The 20,244-nt window shown below is 39.9% G+C and carries 11 protein-coding genes and 1 tRNA gene; 1 reads left to right on the top strand and 11 read right to left on the bottom strand.

Annotation, left to right across the window (positions count from 1 at the left end; translation table 11 throughout):
* Nucleotides 1-4: 4 nt before the first annotated feature.
* From E7C97_RS01000 to E7C97_RS00950, 11 genes are all read right to left on the bottom strand, one after another.
* The gene (locus E7C97_RS01000) at nucleotides 5-871 is read right to left on the bottom strand and encodes a carbohydrate ABC transporter permease (RefSeq protein ID WP_033587514.1); all 867 of its coding nucleotides are present in this window, start codon (nucleotides 869-871) and stop codon (nucleotides 5-7) included.
* 233 nt (nucleotides 872-1,104) lie between these two features.
* Nucleotides 1,105-2,430, bottom strand: coding sequence for an ABC transporter substrate-binding protein (locus E7C97_RS00995; protein WP_061863813.1), 1,326 nt, complete (start codon nucleotides 2,428-2,430; stop codon nucleotides 1,105-1,107).
* Between the two features lie 117 nt (nucleotides 2,431-2,547).
* Entirely contained in the window at nucleotides 2,548-3,246 is a 699-nt protein-coding gene (locus tag E7C97_RS00990; RefSeq protein ID WP_001135642.1) for an N-acetylmannosamine-6-phosphate 2-epimerase, read from the bottom strand.
* Between the two features lie 294 nt (nucleotides 3,247-3,540).
* On the bottom strand, nucleotides 3,541-6,753 hold the full coding sequence (locus E7C97_RS00985) for an SIALI-17 repeat-containing surface protein (protein WP_316107716.1): 3,213 nt from the start codon (nucleotides 6,751-6,753) through the stop codon (nucleotides 3,541-3,543).
* 624 nt (nucleotides 6,754-7,377) lie between these two features.
* Nucleotides 7,378-11,535: an SIALI-17 repeat-containing surface protein gene (locus E7C97_RS00980; protein WP_316107715.1), complete on the bottom strand. Its 4,158-nt coding sequence runs from the start codon at nucleotides 11,533-11,535 to the stop codon at nucleotides 7,378-7,380.
* A gap of 366 nt (nucleotides 11,536-11,901) precedes the next feature.
* Nucleotides 11,902-12,885 carry an acetylxylan esterase gene (locus tag E7C97_RS00975; RefSeq protein ID WP_316107714.1) on the bottom strand — a complete coding sequence of 328 codons (984 nt, stop codon included), beginning with the start codon at nucleotides 12,883-12,885 and terminating at the stop codon, nucleotides 11,902-11,904.
* A 444-nt stretch (nucleotides 12,886-13,329) separates the two neighbouring features.
* Entirely contained in the window at nucleotides 13,330-14,256 is a 927-nt protein-coding gene (locus E7C97_RS00970) for an ATP-binding cassette domain-containing protein (protein WP_049502741.1), read from the bottom strand.
* 10 nt (nucleotides 14,257-14,266) lie between these two features.
* The gene (locus E7C97_RS00965) at nucleotides 14,267-15,334 is read right to left on the bottom strand and encodes an ABC transporter ATP-binding protein (RefSeq protein WP_070460776.1); all 1,068 of its coding nucleotides are present in this window, start codon (nucleotides 15,332-15,334) and stop codon (nucleotides 14,267-14,269) included.
* Nucleotides 15,335-15,342: 8 nt separating this feature from the next.
* Complete coding sequence (gene oppC / locus E7C97_RS00960; RefSeq protein WP_316107712.1) at nucleotides 15,343-16,269, bottom strand: oligopeptide ABC transporter permease OppC; 927 nt, start codon at nucleotides 16,267-16,269, stop codon at nucleotides 15,343-15,345.
* On the bottom strand, nucleotides 16,269-17,765 hold the full coding sequence (locus tag E7C97_RS00955) for an ABC transporter permease (RefSeq protein WP_049528232.1): 1,497 nt from the start codon (nucleotides 17,763-17,765) through the stop codon (nucleotides 16,269-16,271). Before E7C97_RS00955 ends, oppC begins: the two co-directional genes overlap by 1 nt.
* A 65-nt stretch (nucleotides 17,766-17,830) precedes the next feature.
* Nucleotides 17,831-19,810: a peptide ABC transporter substrate-binding protein gene (locus tag E7C97_RS00950; RefSeq protein WP_316107711.1), complete on the bottom strand. Its 1,980-nt coding sequence runs from the start codon at nucleotides 19,808-19,810 to the stop codon at nucleotides 17,831-17,833.
* Between the two features lie 182 nt (nucleotides 19,811-19,992).
* On the opposite strand from E7C97_RS00950, the gene E7C97_RS00945 reads away from it, so the two are divergent.
* Nucleotides 19,993-20,063 (top strand) — tRNA-Cys (locus E7C97_RS00945).
* Nucleotides 20,064-20,244 lie beyond the last annotated feature (181 nt).

The following is a 20,244-nucleotide window of genomic DNA, read 5'->3' as shown; positions in this document are numbered from 1 at the left end:
TTCCTTAGTATTCTACATCGTTTCCGAGGATCTTGAATTGAGCGAAGCTGACAAGGGCAATCATAACTGCCAAGAATACACCAATAGTATTAGCATAGCCATATTCAGTCAATTGGAAGGCTTTTTCGTAGAGGTAGTACATAAGTGTACTTGTTGAGTAGTTTGGACCACCAGATGTCAACAATTGAATCAAGGCGAAACATTGGAATGAGTTGATGGTTGTGATGATTGCGATATAAAGTGTTGTTGGAAGAAGGCTTGGCCATTTAATCTTCCAGAACACTTGAAATTCAGTCGCTCCGTCAACACGCGCTGCTTCCACAAGTGAGTTATCAATATTACCCATTGCAGCGATGTAGAGAATGATTGGTTGACCAACTGATGTTGTCAAAAGGATAATCATAATCGCCATCAAAGCCCAGTTTTTATCTCCCAACCAAGAAATGTTTTGGCTGATGATATGGCTTGACTTAAGCACGAAGTTCAAAATACCTGATAGTGGATCGTAGATCCATTTCCATACTACTGTTACGGCAACACTACCTGTTACTACAGGAAGGAAGAATACGAAACGATAGAAAGATCTAGCAACGGCATTTTGTTGGTAAGTTTGTGATGCTACAAAGAGCGAGAAGAGTACAACGACTGGTACAGACCCGATAACCAAGATTACGGTATTAATCAAAGATTTTGTAAAGACAGGGTCTTTAAACATACGAATGTAGTTGTCTAAGCCAACAAACTCAAAGCTTGTCATCGAGTAGTTAAAGAAACTTGTGATGAAGCCCATGATCATTGGAGCTAAAACGAAGACGGTAAAGAAGATTAATACTGGTGCTAGGAATGCGTAGGAAATAATAGTTTCCCGCATGCGAATTTTATTGATTTTCACAGTCGGCACCTCACTTTCACATAGTTTTGTTTTTTTGACTGTTATCTGACCCTGATCTAAAATCAAAATGAAATTTTTCTAAGATTCGTCAATGTAAAAACTTCATTTTAATTTTGACCTGTCAGTTGCTTCTATTTCAAACAAAAGTCCCCCTTTTCATACACAGATATGCTCAGGGAAAAGGGGGGAACTCAGTTTTTATTTAGGGCTTATTATTTAGCTGCTTTTTTGATTGTTTCATTCGCTTTTTCAGTGAATGCTTTCAATGCTGCAGCAGGTTGTTCGTCACCATTTGATACAGCTTGCAACATTGGGAACCAAAGTGTTCTCATTTCAGCAAAGCCGTCGATTGTGTTGTAGTATGGTGAGTAGTATTGGGTCCAGCTACCGATTGTTTCCATACGTTTGTCATCATAAAGTTTTCCAAATGAAGTACGAACTGGGAATGCGCCTGTACGAACTACGTCTTTAGGACCCCATTCTTTGTCATCTGCGATGAATTGGATGAATTTCTTAGCTGCTGCGACTTTCTTTTCGTCTTTGTTGTTAAATACTGCAAATCCATTTACAAGGTATTCAAGAGCTGGTTTACCTGAATCAGATGGGAATGGTACTTCTACCACTTCTACTTTACTTGATTCCAAAAGTTTAGCTTGGATACCATTTTGAGCTGGTGCCCAAAGGATTGTGTAAGAAGTTTGACCATTTGCAAAGTTTTGGATGTCTGCTCCACCGTCAAATTGTGAACCGTTGTTCAACAAACCATCTTTGATCCAGCTTGATGCTTTTTCAAGACCTTTAACGAATTTAGGATCGTCAGTTGTATACTTAGTTACATCTTTGTCAGTTACAGAACCGCCATAAAGGTTAGCGATGAAGGCACGTGTTCCTTGGTCTCCCCCTTGACCTGAACTGAACAATGAACCCGGTGTATACCCTTTATCTTTAAGCGCTTTCAAAACTTTTTCAAAGTCATCAGTTGTCCAACCTTCTTTTACAAGGTTTGCAACTCCTGCATCTTCCAACATTTTCTTGTTCATAGCCATGTAGAATGGTGCAGAACTGATTGGATACATGTAAGCTTTATCACCAGCTTTACTTGCTTGGATGATATTTTCGTTGTTGACATCTTTAACAAATTCATCTGTAAAGAGGTCGTTCAACTCAGCCAATTTACCATTTTTACCGTATTGGATGATACGTCCTGGTGCGTCAAAGAGAACGTCTGGCGCAGTTCCTGCTTCGATTGCTGTTGTGATTTTTTCTGGACCAGACTTGAAGTCGATTGTTTCTAGTTTAACTTTAACATCTGGATTTGCTTTTTCGAAAGCTTCGATGATAGATTTTTCATAAGTTCCTACACCATCGCCAGTTTTTTCTTGAGTAAAGACTGGGAATGCCCACCAAGTGATTTCAGTTTTTCCACTGTCACTACCAGAGCTAGCAGCATCTTTGTTAGCATCTGATTTGCCACAAGCAGCAAGAGATAGAACCGCAGCACCTGCAAGTACTGTACAAGCTAGTTTTTTAAATTTCATTTGTATTCTCCTAAATGATGATAAGCGTATCCGAATCGGATAATGAGCAATGTCGACTTTGTATACGTTTTCATTTTTTCCTACTAATCAACCACTCTCCTCGTTTTTTATATTGTGTTATTTAAGACCCGCAACAAATCGTTCCGTAATCTCTTTTGGTCTAGTAATAGCGCCACCAACTACGATACCTCGCACTCCGTAACCTAGGATTTGCTTAGCTTGTTCTGGTGTGTGAATTTTTCCTTCAGCGATGACGTCCACTCCTGCATCACAGAGTTTCTTGATGAGTTCAAAGTCTGGACCATCCACTTTTGGACTGTAAGAAGTGTAACCTGACAAGGTTGTTCCTACAAAGTCAATTCCCGCTTCAACTGCTGTTAGACCTTCCTCAAAGGTACTTGTATCAGCCATCAAGAGTTGATTTGGATATTTTTCTTTGATCTGACGGATAAATTCTTGGATTTCTAAGCCATCATGACGTTCACGCTTGGTACAGTCAAGAGCAATGACTTCGATGTCAAGAGCTGCTAGTTCATCCACTTCCTTCATTGTAGCAGTAATGAATGGTTCCTGTGGTGGATAATCACGTTTAATAATTCCTATAATCGGAAGTTTAGTGACCTCTTTAATTTCCTTGATATCTCGAACACTGTTTGCTCGGATACCGACTGCACCACCTTGTTCAGCTGCTTTTACCAACAAGGGGATTACTCCTCCCGCTTCTGTGTAGAGCGGTTCATGAGGAAGTGCCTGACAAGAAACGATGATTCCATCTTTGATTTGTTCAATCAAGGCTTCTTTACTAATTTGTGGCATCTACTTTCCTCCTTTTCTTTTCCTTTGTGTTTATGTGACTATTATAGCTTATTATTAAAGCGCTTTCAATAACTTGTGCTAGAATAGATTGGAGTTTCAAAACAATTTTATGCAACAGTTTCTTCTGAAAGTAGTTTCAGGGACCTAAAATCTATCCCAACACCTCTTAAATCTTGAAACCAGCCCTTTTTTCTCGCAAACATGAAAGAAAAAAGGCCGTAACAAATTTCCGTTACGACCCTTTCTAACTAAGATCTAGTTTCACTAAGGAAACTTTCACTTTCAACGATTTGACTAATCTTCTTTTCTCTTCCCCAAAGCAAACATACCAAGGAGCATCCCCACAAGTCCTACTGATGCAAGGGCAGAGGCATCTTCGTTTCCTGTCTTAGGAAGAACATCTTGACGAACTGCAGGTGCTTGATAGGTCTTATCTTGTGACATAGCCTGTGATACAATAGACTGCTGACCTTTGTAATCTGGATCTTTATGGCCTGCTCCTTCTGAACCTTTGGTGCCAGCTGTAAATCCTGGGTTTTCTGTCGGTGCGACGTTATTCTTCACACTGCCCGTGAATGCTGGCACTTCATGAACAGCTGCTTCACTACCATTGACTCCACCCACAAATCCTGGTTTTTCAGGAGTTACAGGACTATCAGCGCTTACTCCGCCTGTGAATTCTGGGACTTCATGAACAGCTGCTTCTACACCATTCACACCACCTGTGAATTCTGGTAATTCATGAACAGCAGCTTCTACACCATTCACACCACCTGTAAATTCTGGAACTTCGTGAACAGCAGCTTCACTACCGTTGGCAGCTCCAGGAATACCTGCTCCTTCAAGACTCACTGGAAGATTGTGCATACTCTCGATAGCTCCAGAAGCAAGTCCAGTTATCTCCTGACCAAGATCTGACTTGTCTATTGTAAATAGCAAAGTCTTCGTATCGTACTGGGTCATGAAGTTTACTTTTTTACCATTTGCCAACTGAAGTGTTGGGATTTTGTTGACCAAAACTTCTGAATCAAACTCTACTGCAAGAATTCCTGGCCATTTTTCAATAACATTTTTAACTTTGGCTTCTTTAGGAGAAATTCTTTCCTTCGTTAAGAAATCCCAGTTGAATTTTTTGAAGGATAGAGTATAAGGATTGCCACCAGCTTCATGATGTTCATACAAGAGACCAAATTCTTTTGGTCCAATCTGTTGAAGTGAGTTATAGGCATATTCCCCTTCTTGAATCAAATGATGATGCAGCCAAGTCAACTCGCCATCTTCTTCTACGCGAGCCACTCGAATGTAACCATTCTTACGACCTGGGCCATTGGCATTTGCTAGAAGGATATACTCCTTACCATCTTGAACCGTATGAGTCGCTGCCATTTGAACATAGACATCTGGTACATCATAGCGTGCTACATAGTTGTCCCATGTAATACCACCATCATTACTTGTCGCAACTTGCAAATCACCAGTCAAACCACGCATAAAGAGTTTCAACTGACCATTATTCAGCTGAACAACAGAAGATTCCGTATTTTGAGCGTAGTAATTGTTCATGTTGCTTGAATCAACTACTGTACCATCATAAAGTGTACGGTTATCATTGACACCGCCACCCATATGCCAAGTCTTACCATGGTCATCTGAGTAGATGATACGAGATGATTGAGAACCATTGAGATGGTTTGTTCTATTCGTCGTATAGACAGGAACGACGATACGACCTTTATGAGGTCCATTCTGGAGGGTAATGCCTACTCCAGGTCCCACACCTAAGAATTTCATCCAATCAGCTTTGACCATTGGTGTAATATCTTGTGGCGCAGACCAAGTCTTACCGTCATCATCACTGTAAGACATCCATAGGTAGCTGTCTTTAGCAATTCTAAATGGAGAAGTTTTATTGCTTGTAAAATAGATATTTCCTAGCAGTTGCTCACCCTGATAAAGATCACCTTTATCACTATAAGCCGGCTTGACTGGATTTACAACAACACGGTAATCCGTTGCCTGGCCATCTGGTGTGTAGACAAGGCCATTTTCACGAATGGTATAGGCTCCATTTTCTCCTTCACGGTATAGAATTTGATAAGTTTTTCCATCGATTTCTTTGTAGGCTTCTTCTTTTTGAGAAGACATACCAAAGATACCTTTCCCTTCTGGGAACATATCATAGACTGAGAAGATACGCTTGGTTTCAGTATCTTGAACCAAGACCATGTCGATATTTACTGGTGAACCGACAGATGGATCGTTGGCTTTTGGATTGTCGCGTAGATTCGTAAGTGTGATACGATCGCCCCATGTTCGACCCTGATCTTCACTTCGTTTGACGACCATACCGATATCGCCCCAGTCATAGTGGTGCAATCGACGTTCGTCAGCTCCAGCAATCAGAGTTCCCTTGTCAGTCTTAAGGAGGGCTGGAATACGATAGCTATTAATACCATCTGGATTTGACTGCCCATTTTTACCAGCTTCAAAGACATCCTTTTTATCTGTTATCTCAGCTCCTTCTGGAAGCTTTTTCTCTAATTCGGATCTTTCAAAGAGGTAGCTACGATTTTGAACCTCTTCTGGACTCAAGGCACGATCGTAAACAGTTAGATTACGAACTTGTAAGCCTGCTCCCCAAACCATACTTCCTGCACGATTTGTGGTACCAATTTGCATATGATTCACATCAGGCATATCTTTGATAAAGCGTCCTGATTTCTTACTTGTTCGTGACAAGACTCCATTTACATAGAGACGAACTTGTCCATCTGGAGAATCTGCACTTGGTCTTTCAACTGTAAAGGTTACTGAGTTCCACTGACCTGGCTTGACTGTTAAAGGTGCGTCTGTGTATCGATCATAAAATTGATTTCCATCTTGATCGCGGCCCTCAATCAAGGCAACGTTGTTATACACAGCCATTGTAAAGTATTCATTTCTTACCTTATCACTTGATACTGAGAAAAGGTTGTAAAATGCTGGTGCAGAAGCATCTGGTTTGAACTCCATATGAATGGTCGCATTTTGAAGCTGTTTCAGTTTTTCCAATTGCTCTGTCAGATCAATTCTATTGCTATTTGCAGCATTAGTCTCTACATCTTCCTTTTCAAGAACAGTATTGACATTTTCCAACTCTCTAGCATAGTAATCACGTGGAAGCGCAGCTGGATCTTTTTCGGTTTCTCTAGTTGCTTCTGCCGTTTCTGCTGTTGCAGTTGTTGCTGCCGTTGCAGTTGTCTCTGTTCCAGTATGTGCTTCTGTAGATGCATGTGTGACTGTATCTACCCCATTAGACTCTGTCGCACTCTTTTCAGTATCTACTGCTTTTTCTGCCTGTTCCTTCTCTACTCCTAGTTCTGTCGTCTCCTTATTGGTAGTTGTTGCTTCTTGTGCTAATACCGGCGATGCACCAAAAACAACTGCTCCAATCACTACTGAAGCGGCTCCTACTGTAAATTTGCGAATTCCGTATCGTTGTTTTCTCTCCAACTGATTATGCTTCATCTTTCTTCCTTTCATTTTTAAAAATAAAGCGCTTTCTTTTTTGCTTAAAATTTTTAGCCATCTGACTAACTAACAAAAATTACTTTTTCACGAATGGTTACACTCGCTCTTTCAAATTTTCTCTCACTTAACGACCCATCGTTAACTAGAGTCTCCTACTCCTTTCAAATTTCATCTTATTCTCATTATATAATAAATTTCCCTATTTTAAGATAGATGAATATAGAACAGATTTCACTTTCAATTTTTGAAACATAAACTCAGACATTTGAAACTACTTTCGGGTACTTTGGATTTTTTCAAACAGAAAATTGCTTCATTCGGTTGAATCGTTTTTTTAATGAACTTTATCTCAAACTTATACTCAATGAAAATCAAAGAGCAAACTAGGAAGCTAGCCGCAGGCTGCTCAAAACACAGTTTTGAGGTTGTGGATAGAACTGACGAAGTCAGTAACACATATACGGTAAGGCGAAGCTGACGTGGTTTGAATTTGATTTTCGAAGAGTATTAACTATTTGACTCCTGATTTATCTAGATCAAAAAGGCCGTAACTAGTTCTAGTCACGACTCTTTCTAATATAAGATCAAATTTCTCTATGAATTTCGTTGATTTTAACTATTTCATTGATCTTCTTTTTTCTTGCCCATGGCAAACATACCTAGGAGCATGCCTACAAGTCCTAGAGATGCAAGAGGAGCAACAGCTTCACTTCCTGTTTCAGGAAGAAGTTGCTGACGAGCAGCAGGGGCTTGATAAGTTTTATCTTGTGCCATAGCCTGAACCACAATTGACTGTTCTCCCTTATACTCTGAGACCTCATGGACAGCAGCTTCAGCACTGTTTACACCACCTACATACGCTGGAACTTCTGTACTCGCAGCTTCTAGCCCATTGACACCGCCTGTGTATTCTGGAACCTCTAACTTAGCGGCCTCTACTCCATTGACACCACCTGTGTACTCTGGAACTTCTAACTTAGTAGCCTCTACTCCATTAACACCGCCTGTATATTCTGGAACCTCTAACTTAGCGGCCTCTACTCCATTGACATCGCCTGTGTACTCTGGAACTTCTAACTTAGAAGATTCCACTGCATTGACGCCACCTGTGTATTCTGGAACCTCTAACTTAGCGGCCTCTACTCCATTGACGCCACCTGTGTACTCTGGAACTTCTAACTTAGCAGATTCTAATCCATTGACGCCACCTGTGTATTCTGGAACCTCTAACTTAGCGGCCTCTACTCCATTAACGCCACCTGTGTATTCTGGAGCTTCTAACTTAGCAAATTCTAATCCATTGACGCCACCTGTGTATTCTGGAACTTCTAACTTAGCGGCCTCTACTCCATTAACACCACCTGTATATTCTGGCGCCTCTGCCTTCGCACTTTCTTCTCCATTGACTCCACCTTCGAAGGCTGATGCGTCTGACTTAGCTGCTTCCTCACCATTGACACCACCTTCGAACTCTGGACTCTCTGCCTTAGCTCCTTCATCGCCATTGACACCACCTTCGAACTCTGGACTCTCTGCTTTAGCTGCTTCTACTGCATTGACTCCGCCTTCGAACTCTGGACTCTCTGCCTTAGCTCCTTCCTCACCATTGACACCACCTTCAAATTCTGGGACTTCTGATTTAGTTGCTTCCTCACCATTGACGCCACCTTCAAAAGCTGGAACTTCATGAACGGCAGACTCTCCTTTTGAGCTTTCTACTAGACTACCTTCTGGAACTTCATGGACCGCGGCTTCCTCACCGTTCACACCACCTTCGAAGTCCAGAATCTCATGAATGGCTGCTTCAGCACCATTGACTCCACCTTCGAATTCTGGGACTTCATGAATAGTTCCCGGTGGATTTTCTTCAACCTCTATTTCTGGAACTTCATGAACAGCGGCTTCTTCGCCGTTCACACCACCTTCAAAGGCTGGCACATTATGAACAGCGGCTTCCTCACCGTTGACACCACCATCAAAGGCTGGAGCCTCATGAACTGCACCTTCTTCACCATTGACTGCACCTGTAAATTCTGGGACTTCATGGATTTCTGCTTTTGCTCCATTTTTACCACCAGGGACTCCTGCACCTTCAAGACTTACAGGCAAATTATGCATGCTCTCAATTGCACCATCAATGATTTCTGTAATTTCTTGACCAATATCTTCCTTGTTAACTGCGAAAAGCAATGTTTTTGTATCGTATTGCGTCAAGAAAGTCGCAAAGTTCCCATTTGCCAATTTAAGAACTGGTGGTTGATTCACCAATACTTCAGAATCAAATTCTAGAGCAATGACATTTTTGCTCATCTCCACAGCATTTTTCACAGTTGCTTTTGTTGGAGCAATTCTATCCTTGCTTAAGAAATCCCAGTTGAATTTCTTATAAGATAAGGTGTATTCATTTTGAGTGGCAGTTGCATGCTCATAAAGTAAGCCAAATTCACCATTTCCAAGATCTTGCAATGAGTTATAAGCAAATTTACCACTTTGAATTGGATTGTGCTTGATCCAAGTTAGATCCCCATTAGCTTCCACACGCGCTAAGTGCACCAGACCATTGTAACGTCCTGGCCCACCTGCATTACTGAGGATGATATATTCCTTACCATCTTGCACCGTATGAATGGCAGACATTTGAACATAGACATCTTTGACATCTGAATAGCGTTTTACATCTTTTTCCCAAGTCGCCCCGCCATCTTTACTTGTTGCAACCTGCAAATCCCCTGTTAATCCACGCATAAAGAGTTTGAGGTCTCCATTATTCAACTGAACAACAGTTGATTCAGTATTTTGAGCACCTGGATTATTCATAGTTGAAGAGTGAATTGTTTGGTTGCCTACTGGGCGGTTATCATTGACAGCTTCACCAGCGTGCCAAGTTTCACCATGATCATCTGAATAAATAACGCGTGAAGACTGGGATCCACTTAGGTAGGATACGTTGTTTGTTGTGTAGGCTGGGATAACCAGACGCCCTTTATGAGGTCCTGAATGCAAGGCAATACCTGTACCAGGTCCAGTACCTAAGAAGTGCATCCAGTCCTTACGAATACCATATGTAATATCTTTTGGTGCAGACCAAGTTTTTCCATCGTCATCGCTATAAGACATCCAGAGATAGTTGGTGTTTGAAACTCTAAAGATATTCTTGTCGCTATAATCGAAGTAGACATTACCAATCAGTTCTTCACCTTTATACAAATCACCCTTATCACTATAGGCTGGTTTCTTAGGATCAACTACAACACGGTATTCTGTCTTTCTATTTTCAGGATCAAAGACTTCACCATTTTCACGGATTGTATATCGTCCTGCTTCACCTTTTTTGTACAGAACTTGGTAAACCTTGTCACCAATTTGCTCATAGGCTTGTGGTGCTTTTCCTGGTAAATCTCTGACAGCTTCACCTTCTACGAACATATCAAAAATAGAGAAGATTCGCTTCGTCTTTGGATCTTGGACGAGGGCCATGTCAATGTTAACTGGTGAGCCCGCATGAGCTCTTCTGGCATTCTCATTGTCACGAGGATTTGAAATGACAATTCTATCTCCCCAAGTTTTTCCCTTATCATCACTACGACGAACAACCATACCGATATCACCCCAGTCAGAGTGATGCAAACGTCTCTCATCTGCTCCAGCAATCAAGGTTCCCTTATCAGTTTTCAGCAAGGCTGGAATACGATAGCTTGCGATACCATCTTTATTTGGCTTGCGGTTCTCACCACCTTCAAAAACATCCAGTTTATCAGTAACTTCTGCTCCTTCAGGAAGTTTCTTCTCCAACTCTCCTCTTTCAAAAAGTTGGCTACGTTTTTTAACTTCTTCTGGAGAAAGGGCACGGTCATAAACCGTTAGATTACGGACTTTAAGATTAGCGCCCCAATGGTTTTTGCCTTTACGTTTCAATGTACCAATTTGCATACGATTGACATCTGGCATGTCTTGGATGAAACGACCAGACTGAGGACTTGTGCGAGACAAGACACCATTTACATAGACGCGAACCTGACCATTTGGTTGGTCTGCATTTGGTCTTTCAACTGTAAAGGTTACAGAGTTCCACTCACCTGGCTTAATCTTCAAAGGAGCAGTTTTATAATCACCATAGAAATGTTTTCCATTGGCATCACGACCTTCAACGATAGCTGTGTTATTAAGGATTGCCATGGTGAAGTATTCATCTACTTTGGTATCACTTGAAACTGAGAAAAGACTGTATAAATTTGGTGCAGATGCATCTGGTTTGAACTCCATATGAATAGTCGCATTCTGAAGTTTTTTAACCTTGTCCAGCTCGTCTTTCATGTCAACTATTTGACCGTTTGAAGGATTGGTTTCAACATCTTCTTTCTCTATAACAGTATTGGCATTTTCCAACTCTCTGGCATAAAAGTCACGAGGAATGTTTCCAACTTCTTCTTCGTCTTCCCTCTCTGTAGCTGGAGTTTCGTTTGATGCTTCTGTTCCGGTTGGTTTTTCAGACCCTGGGTTTGCTTTCAGCTCTTCACGGTTTACTTCTGTGCCCTTATCTGTTGCCGTTGCCAATTTGTCTGCGAGTTCCTTATCGAGATTCGTCAGATTTCCTGTCTCTACTTCCTTAGGCAATTCTGGCAAAGCTTGTCCAGCTGTTTCACCACTGGTTGCTGGAGCTTCTTGAGCTAAAGCTGGTGAAGCACCAAAAACAACTGCTCCAATCACTACTGAAGCTGCTCCAACTGCAAATTTTCGAATTCCGTATCGCTGTTTTCTATCAAAATGTCTCTGATTCATATTTTCCCTTCCGTTTTTAAAAAATAAAGCGCTTTCTTTTTTGCTTAAAATTTTTAGCCACTCAGACTAGCTGCAAATAAGAAACTGTATTATTGAATGGAATTGCCATTCTTTGTAAATGAAATGCTGTTGCGCTTTTATAAATTCCAAGTTAAAAGATTCGCAACTAGCTATACTCCTTTCACTTTTTATCTTAATCATATTATATAATAAATATTCTAAATTTTAGACTTTATAATCTATAATAGATTCTACTTTCAAAGATATTTAGAAGTTTCAAACTACCTAAAACTACTTTCTCATTATCTGGGGCACATAAAGAAAAGCCTGTAGTTCATTCGAAACTACAGAGCTTTTTTTCAATTTTTAGTGACCAAGATAGGTAAAGGGGATCTCACTACCACATAACCAGTTGTAAACTTGATCATTGACATGAACATTCATGGCTTCATGAGCATATTCAGGCATGATACGATAACTCTTTTCACAAGTCAAACGGTTGTAAATAGCAAACTGAGTGATTGGATAGCAGACATCGTCATCAAGTCCAGTAATCATCCGAACTTCCCCCTTAATACGATGGGCAAGATTTTTTACATCGATATAACTAAGTGTTTCCATAATCTGCTCTTCTGTCTCATGGAATGGATCATGGAACTTAAAGTAACGAAAGAGCTCATCATAGGCTTCGCTAGTATTTCCAATCTCTACCACTCGTCTAAAGTCTGACAAGAATGGATAAATAGCTACGGTTCGCTTAATCCGTGGATTTAACCCCGCAGCCACCAGAGCCAGCGCTCCTCCTTGAGAAGCTCCATAGCTTGCTAATTGGCCTTCATCCACTTGTGGGAAGCTAGCTACAATCTCAACTAATTGATAAATATCAAGATAAACATCCTTATAGAAGAGTTGCTCTTTTCCTTCTACTGCACCACGAATGATTTGGCCCTTAACTGTATTTCCGAGAGGCGAACGTAACCCATCTTGTGAGTAACCAGACTGACCACGGACATCCATAGATACAACACCATAACCAGCGACTGTAAAGGCCAACATATCTGTCCAATCCCAACAACGTCCCATATAGCCATGGAAGTGAAAAATAACTGGTACTTTATGTTCAGATTTTGGTAAGACCACACGTGCATAAACAAGACCATCACGTGTACCTTTAAAAGTTAGCTCATAACACTTCACATTTGGAATACGAAAATCACGTTCCTCTAGTTGGTAATCTGGTAAGACTGAAACCTTCTCTATTTCCCCATCCCAAAAAGCATCAAAATCATGAGGAACTTCATCCCTTCCTTGGTATGTTTTCATTTCTTCTACTAATGCTGGATTTCTCATAAAACCCTCCTTAATTTTGTAACCGTTACCATAACTCTAGCACATATAGGTAGGCTTTGCAAGATGGATTTTTAAATAGAAAGTGATTTTAATTTTGAAGATTCATAAAAGCTTATCTGAAAGTAGTTTTATTCATTCCATTCTGCATAGATTCAATACACATTCAAAGAAAACAGCTTCTTTGATCTCTCATCCAAGAGTCATTGAAGACTAGTCTTATACTCTTCGAAAATCTCTTCAAACTACGTCAGCTTTATCTGCAACCTCAAAGCCATGCTTTGAGCAACCTGCGGCTAGCTTCCTAGTTTGCTCTTTGATTTTCATTGAGTATTAGCATGTTTTCGGGTATAGAGTTGTCTATCTTTAAACTAATGTTCTTTTACAAAAATAAAAAAGTTTCATAATCTTAATAGAACTGTTCTACCAAGATTACAAAACTCTTTCTTATTTCAAATCTTTTTTATAGCGTTCCAACTCTGCTTGGTTTGCCCAAACATAGTGACCTGGACGAATTTCTACCATAGAAGGTTTATCAGTTTCATAGTCATGTTGATCTGGATCATAGACTTTCAAAACTTTTTTACGTTCCAAGATTGGGTCTGGAATAGGAACAGCTGATAGAAGTGCTTGCGTGTATGGATGAACTGGATTATTAAACAATTCTTCAGTTTCAGCCACTTCAACAATAACACCCTTATAAATTACCGCAATACGATCAGAAATGAAACGAACTACTGACAAATCGTGGGCGATAAAGAGATAGGTCAATCCTAATTCTTTTTGGAATTTCTTGAGCAAGTTCAAAACTTGGGCACGTACTGAAACGTCCAAGGCTGAAATTGGCTCATCCGCAATAACGAAGTCAGGTTGCATAACCAAGGCACGGGCAATCCCGATACGTTGACGTTGTCCACCTGAGAACTCATGTGGGTAACGTGTCAAGTGTTCAGCCAAAAGTCCCACTTCACGAATGATATTTTGAACTTTTTCTTTTCTTTCTTCTTCATCTTTAAATAAATGGTAGTTATAAAGACCTTCAGAAATGATATAGTCAACTGTTGCACGTTCATTCAAACTTGCAGCAGGGTCCTGGAAAATCATTTGGATACGACGAATTAATTCCGAAGCTTGTTCACGTGATTTTTTACCATTAATTTTTTTACCTTCAAAGATGATATCACCTTTGCTGGTATCATTAAGACCGATAATAGCACGACCAATTGTTGTCTTACCACTACCAGACTCTCCAACAAGTGAGAAAGTTTCTCCTTTGTTGATAAAGAAGTTCGCATTTTTAACAGCGACAAACTTTTTGCTTCCTTCACCGAAGGAAATTTCTAAGTCTTTAATTTCTACTAATTTTTCAGACATTTCCTTCCTCCTAGTCCTCAAGATGTGTAAAGCCCATCTTTTCACGAATCTTGTCGTGTAAATCTGCAATCACCGATGGTTTTTCAACTTTTGGAGCTTGTTCATGAAGCAACCATGTCTTAGCCCAATGAGTATCAGATACTGCAAACTGAGGTGCTTTTTCCTCAAAGTCAATCTTCATAGCATAATCTGAACGAAGAGCAAAAGCATCTCCCTTCAATTCAGTATAAAGAGATGGAGGTGTCCCAGGGATTGAGTACAATTCACCTTTGTCATCCGCAAGTTGAGGCAAGCTCGACAAGAGGCTCCATGTATATGGATGACGTGGATCGTAGAAGATTTCTTCAACAGTACCATACTCGATGATTTCACCAGCATACATAACCGCAACTTTATCAGCGATACTTGCTACTACACCTAGGTCGTGGGTGATAAAGATTGTTGTAAAGTGGTATTCGTGTTGAAGTGACTTCAATAAATCAATAATCTGTGCCTGAATGGTCACGTCAAGAGCTGTTGTCGGCTCATCACAGATAAGAATGTCTGGACGACAGGCAAGAGCAATCGCGATAACAATACGTTGACGCATTCCCCCTGAATATTGGAATGGATACTCGTCAAAACGTTTCTCAGAATCTGGAATACCAACTTTATTCATATAGTCAATAGCCATCTCTTTAGCTTCTTGAGCAGTCTTGCCTTGGTGTTTAACAATAACTTCTGTGATTTGACTTCCGATTGTCTTGATTGGGTCTAGACTGGTCATCGGATCTTGGAAGATAGTTGCAATCTTCGCACCACGAATACTTTCCCATTCTTTATGAGAAGATAAGGCTGTCAAATCTTGTCCACGGTAATTAATACTACCTTGTGCAATACGACCATTTTCTTCCAACATTCCTGTGAATGTTTTTGTCAAAACTGATTTACCTGAACCTGACTCCCCAACTAAGGCGAGGACCTCTCCCTCAATCAAATCGATGGAGACACCTCGAATAGCTGTCAAAATCTTGTCACGAACATCAAATTCCACGACAATATCTTGAGCAGTCAAAATTACATTTTTTCCTTTTATCATGTCTACTCCTATCTATGTGTACGTGGATCACTAGCATCCGCTAGGTTTTGACCTACTACGAAAAGGGACAAGGATACCAAGACCAAAGTTGTCAATGGAATCCAGAAGAGATATGCATTGGTTGTTACGTTCTGAGAATAATCTGAAATCAAACGTCCCAAACTTGGTACTGTGATGGGCAAGCCAAGTCCAAAGAATGATAGGAAAGCCTCATATGAGATAAAGGCTGGAAGCATTTGCGACGTACTCGTAACAATAACAGATACCAATTGGGGCATAATGTTTTTCACAATAATCTTATAACTTGGTGTTCCCAAGGTACGTGAAGCAAGGTTGTACTCTAAATCACGGTAACGTAACATTTGGATACGAATTGAATGGGCAACACCAATCCAAGTGGTTACACTCATGGCAAAGATCAAGTTCCAGAAACCTGCCCCGATAGAGTAAGTCAAAACAATAACGATCAAAAGTGATGGAATATTGTTGATAACGTTGTAGACTTCCATCATGATACGGTCAACTGATTTTGAGATCCCCCAAAGTCCACCAATGACAACACCGATAAAAAGGTTAACAAAGGTAGCAATAACCGAAATCAAGATAGAGTTACGAGCTCCAAACCAGACACCATCAAAGAGAGATTTACCATTACTATCTGTACCAAACCAATGCTCAGCATTTGGCTTAATGTAACGAGCGCTAAAATCGTTTACCTTACTTACATCATTAAAGTCAAAATCAGAAAACATTGGGTAAATGAAACTCATCAAAACAATTGCAATCAAGATACCTAGCATGATTACTGTTGATTTCTTCTTCAAAAACTGTCTAAAGACAGAACCCCAGTATGAGTAGGCAGGAGCATCAATTGCTTCAGAGGCATAATCATCACGTTTTACAAACTGAAATTTTTCATTACTAATTGTAGACATTATTTGCCTCCTTTCTCTGTCAATTTAATACGTGGGTCAATAATCGTCATCCAAATATCACCAATAAGGTTTGAGAAGATTGAGACACAAGTGAAGATAAAGACAAGACCAACTACCATATTATTGTTTGAAGCCTTTACAGAGTCGATCAACATTTTACCCATACCTGGGAAGGCGAAGACTGTTTCTGTAAGAGTTGCTCCACCAATAACACCAATGATAGCACCTGGAATACCAGAAACAAGTGGTACCATAGCATTTTTAAAGATATGCTTATCAGAAATCTCTTTCTCAGACAAACCTTTTGCACGAGCAAAACGAACGAAATCTTGTGATTGCAAGTCAATCATATAACGGCGAATCCAAATTGCCATAGTAGGTGCTCCTAACAAGCCCAAAATCACAGCAGGAAGGACATAAGAACGCCAATCACCAGCACCCAAGATTGGGAATGAATCTGGGAAGCCGATTGAAGAACCAATCAAACGAATAATATAGACTAGGGCAATCGTTGGAAGAGCCAACAAGAAAGTTAGAGTCCCTGTAGCGAAACTATCAATCCAAGTGTTTTTGAAACGAGCCATTGCTGAACCAAGAGGAATCGCAATCGCGTATGAAATCGAAAGACCAATCAAACCAGTGATAGCAGAACTTGCAATCATAGATGGGTACTGATAGTTGCTCTCAGTAGCTGTATAAGGATCATCTTTACCGTAGTTCGCTACTTCACGAGCATCAGCTTGACTCGGAGATTTATAAGTTCTTGAGTAAATATTAACTGATGATGTTTTCTTACCAGTTGGGAATTGAACTTCAGAAGTCTTGGTTTGTCCTTGTCCTTGTGTAATAACTTGAAGAACAGGAGTATTGGCATAAGTTGGATAAGAATCTCCTAGGTTCAAGTTGACAAAGTTTTGGTGAACAAATGGGAACTGACTATTGAAGTACAAGAGGTATTTATGTTTAGTACCTGAACCCACAAGAGACCAACCGATCGCAGGGTCATTCTCAAAGCGCAAATAACGCTCTAAGTTTGGATTTTCTGGGTCTTGAATCTTGTTTGTATGGTCAATATCAAGCAAGTTTGCATAGAATTTGAACACACGTTCAAAAATAGGAATTTCACGTGTAGCGTAGAATTGTCCACTCTCTGTAAACTCACCTAGAGTCCAACCATTCCCAAGTTGTTGGATATATTTTTCATAGATTGCTTTATTTGTATCATTTGCATCTACTGTAACAGAAGAGTCAATGCTACTAGCTTTTTCCTGCAACTCTTTCGTATCGTAATATTCGATATAACCCATACGCTCAAAGACAGTATTTTCATAGTTATCTCGTTTATCAGCCGTTGTCGCAATTTTATTGTAGTTAGTATCTTGTTTGAAGATCAACTTCCGTGGAACCATCGTATAGATGATTGTGTAAATCAAGGTCGTTACTAAGAAAATAGAAACCAACGACCGCAAGATACGCATAAAAACATATTTTTTCATATTATTTCCTTTAAAATCCCAAAAGAACCTTCTCCTTTAGGAGAGAAAGTTCTGATGAGCATTATTTATTTCACATGACTCGCTAACTCTTTTTGAGCTTTTTCGTTTGATTCAGCTTTTTCTTTGAGCCATTTTTCACGAGCTTCCTTGTACTCTTTTGTTGTTACAGTGTTAGCTTGCAATTTAAGGTACTTGAAGTATACATCTGAACCTTTATCACCAGATTGAGTGTAAGAGGCTGAGAATGGTACTACACGAGAAATAACTGGTGCTGCTCCTGAAGAAGACATAGCTGGAAGGAAGAGTGAGCTGTCTGTTAACCAAGCTTGTGCTGCTGCATATTTCTCATAACGTTTGTTAAGATCGGTTGTTTCATTTCCAGCTTCGTCAACTAATTTATCATATTCTTTCAAACCAACTTGAGCAACCGCTGGGTTTGATGGATTGTCATAGCCCATGTAGGTCTTAGTTGTTTCACTATTAGTTGTTTTCAAGATATCAAGGTAAGTTGATGGATCATCATAGTCTGGATTCCATCCAACTGCACCTGAAATATCCCAATCCTCTGCTGCCGCACTAGCAGCGTAGTATGTGATATTGTGTAATTCATCCGTAGTGATTTGTTGGATATCGATAACTACATTATCTGTACCCAAAGCGGTCTCAACAGATTGTTTAAATGATTGGATACGAGCGATATAGTTTTTAGCTGTTTGGTCAACTGGAATATCCAAGTGGATTGGGAATTTTACACCATCTGCTACAAGGTCTTTTTTAGCTTTAGCTAGTTCTGCTTTAGCTTTATCAGCATTGTAAAGACCATCTTGAGCATCAGCAAAGTTTACGTCTTTCCATTCATCACCATAAGAAACAACCTTCTCAGTAACTAAATCACCAAATGATTTTCCATTTGCTGAAACAAATTCAGGTTTTACAAATAGATTACGGACAGCAAGTGCTGCTCCATCCTTACCATTTAGCTGAGCTGAATAAGCAGTACGGTCAAAAGCAAAGTTCAAAGCTTGACGGAAGTCTTTGTTAAGAAGAGCTTTCTTAGTAGAAGTCTTTTCCTCGTCAGTTGTTTTTGATGTATATTTATAACTTTGACGGTCAATGTTAACACCTAAACCAGCAATACCTGCTCCCTGTGGGTTATAGTAGATATTATCTTTATATGTTTCTGCTACCTTAGAATAGTTTGAGCTAGTAGGGAAGAGACGGGCATAACTGTAGGCTCCATTTGTAAAGTTACGCTCAAGTGACTCTTGGTCTGAACCATCATAATAAGCAAGTGTTACAGTATCGATGTGAACATTATCTTTATCCCAATACTGTTCATTCTTCGCAAATTCGATAGAAGACTTAGCCGTCAACCCTTTAAGCAAGAAAGGTCCATTGTAAAGCAATGATGTTGGGTCTGTTGCCTTACCAAAGTCTTTACCTTTTGATTTTTCAAACTCTGCGTTCAAAGGCCAGAAGATTGCGTAAGACAATTTAGAGTTCCAGTATGGTTCAGGTTGGTTCAATGTATATTGAAGAGTGTAATCATCAACAGCTTTAACACCTACTGCAGAAAAGTCCGTATTAGTCCCTGACACATAGTCAGCCAATCCTTTTACAGAATTTTGTGCTAGGTAAAGAGCGGCTGATTTATTGTCGGCTGCGTGTTTCAAACCTGTAACAAAGTCATTTGCAGTTACTTCTGCATATTCTTCACCATCAGATGTTAACCATTTTACACCTTTACGAATCTTATAAGTGTATGTTAATCCATCTTGAGACACTGACCAGTCTTCAGCGACTGCAGGAGTAAGGTTACCATACTTATCATTTGTAAAGAGTCCATCGATACCGTTTGAAGTGGCAACTTTAGTACTTTGTTTCCCAGAGATAAGGTAGTCCAATGTTTCTGGGTCAGCAGTATAAGTATAGCCATAGGCTTTTGGTGCTTCAGCATTTGATGATTTTGAAGAACCACAAGCTGCGAGAACGCCTGTTGCGAGTAGGGCAACCCCTGCTACCGCAAAAATCCGACTTTTTTTCATGTTTAGTTAACTCCTCTATATAAAATTAATGAGATACTGTTAATTATACCACACTCCCTTTCAAAAGTAAACGAATTTTCAGAATATTTTGTCGCATGCCTTTTGAAAGCAGGAAAACTTACATTTTCAGAAAAGAAACTATTGACGAGATTTAATTTAAAAGGTATAATAATAAAAGTTAAGGCGGTATAGCCAAGTGGTAAGGCACGGCTCTGCAAAAGCTTGATCGTCGGTTCAAATCCGTCTACCGCCTTATAATACCGATTTTATCGGAATTTATCCGAAAAGAAAGCCCGTAAAATCGGGCTTTTTTGTTTTTTTCTTCATATAAATAAGGATAACTTTAAAAAACTTTTGGGGCGAGTTTGGGGCGAGCAATCATTTTCTCTCAAGTTCATACATCCTCACAGAATGTAAGACCAGATACTCAATCA

The sequence above is a fragment of the Streptococcus sp. genome (assembly GCF_032481935.1).
Lineage (GTDB): Bacteria > Bacillota > Bacilli > Lactobacillales > Streptococcaceae > Streptococcus.
This window is presented reverse-complemented; position numbering and strand designations above follow the sequence as displayed.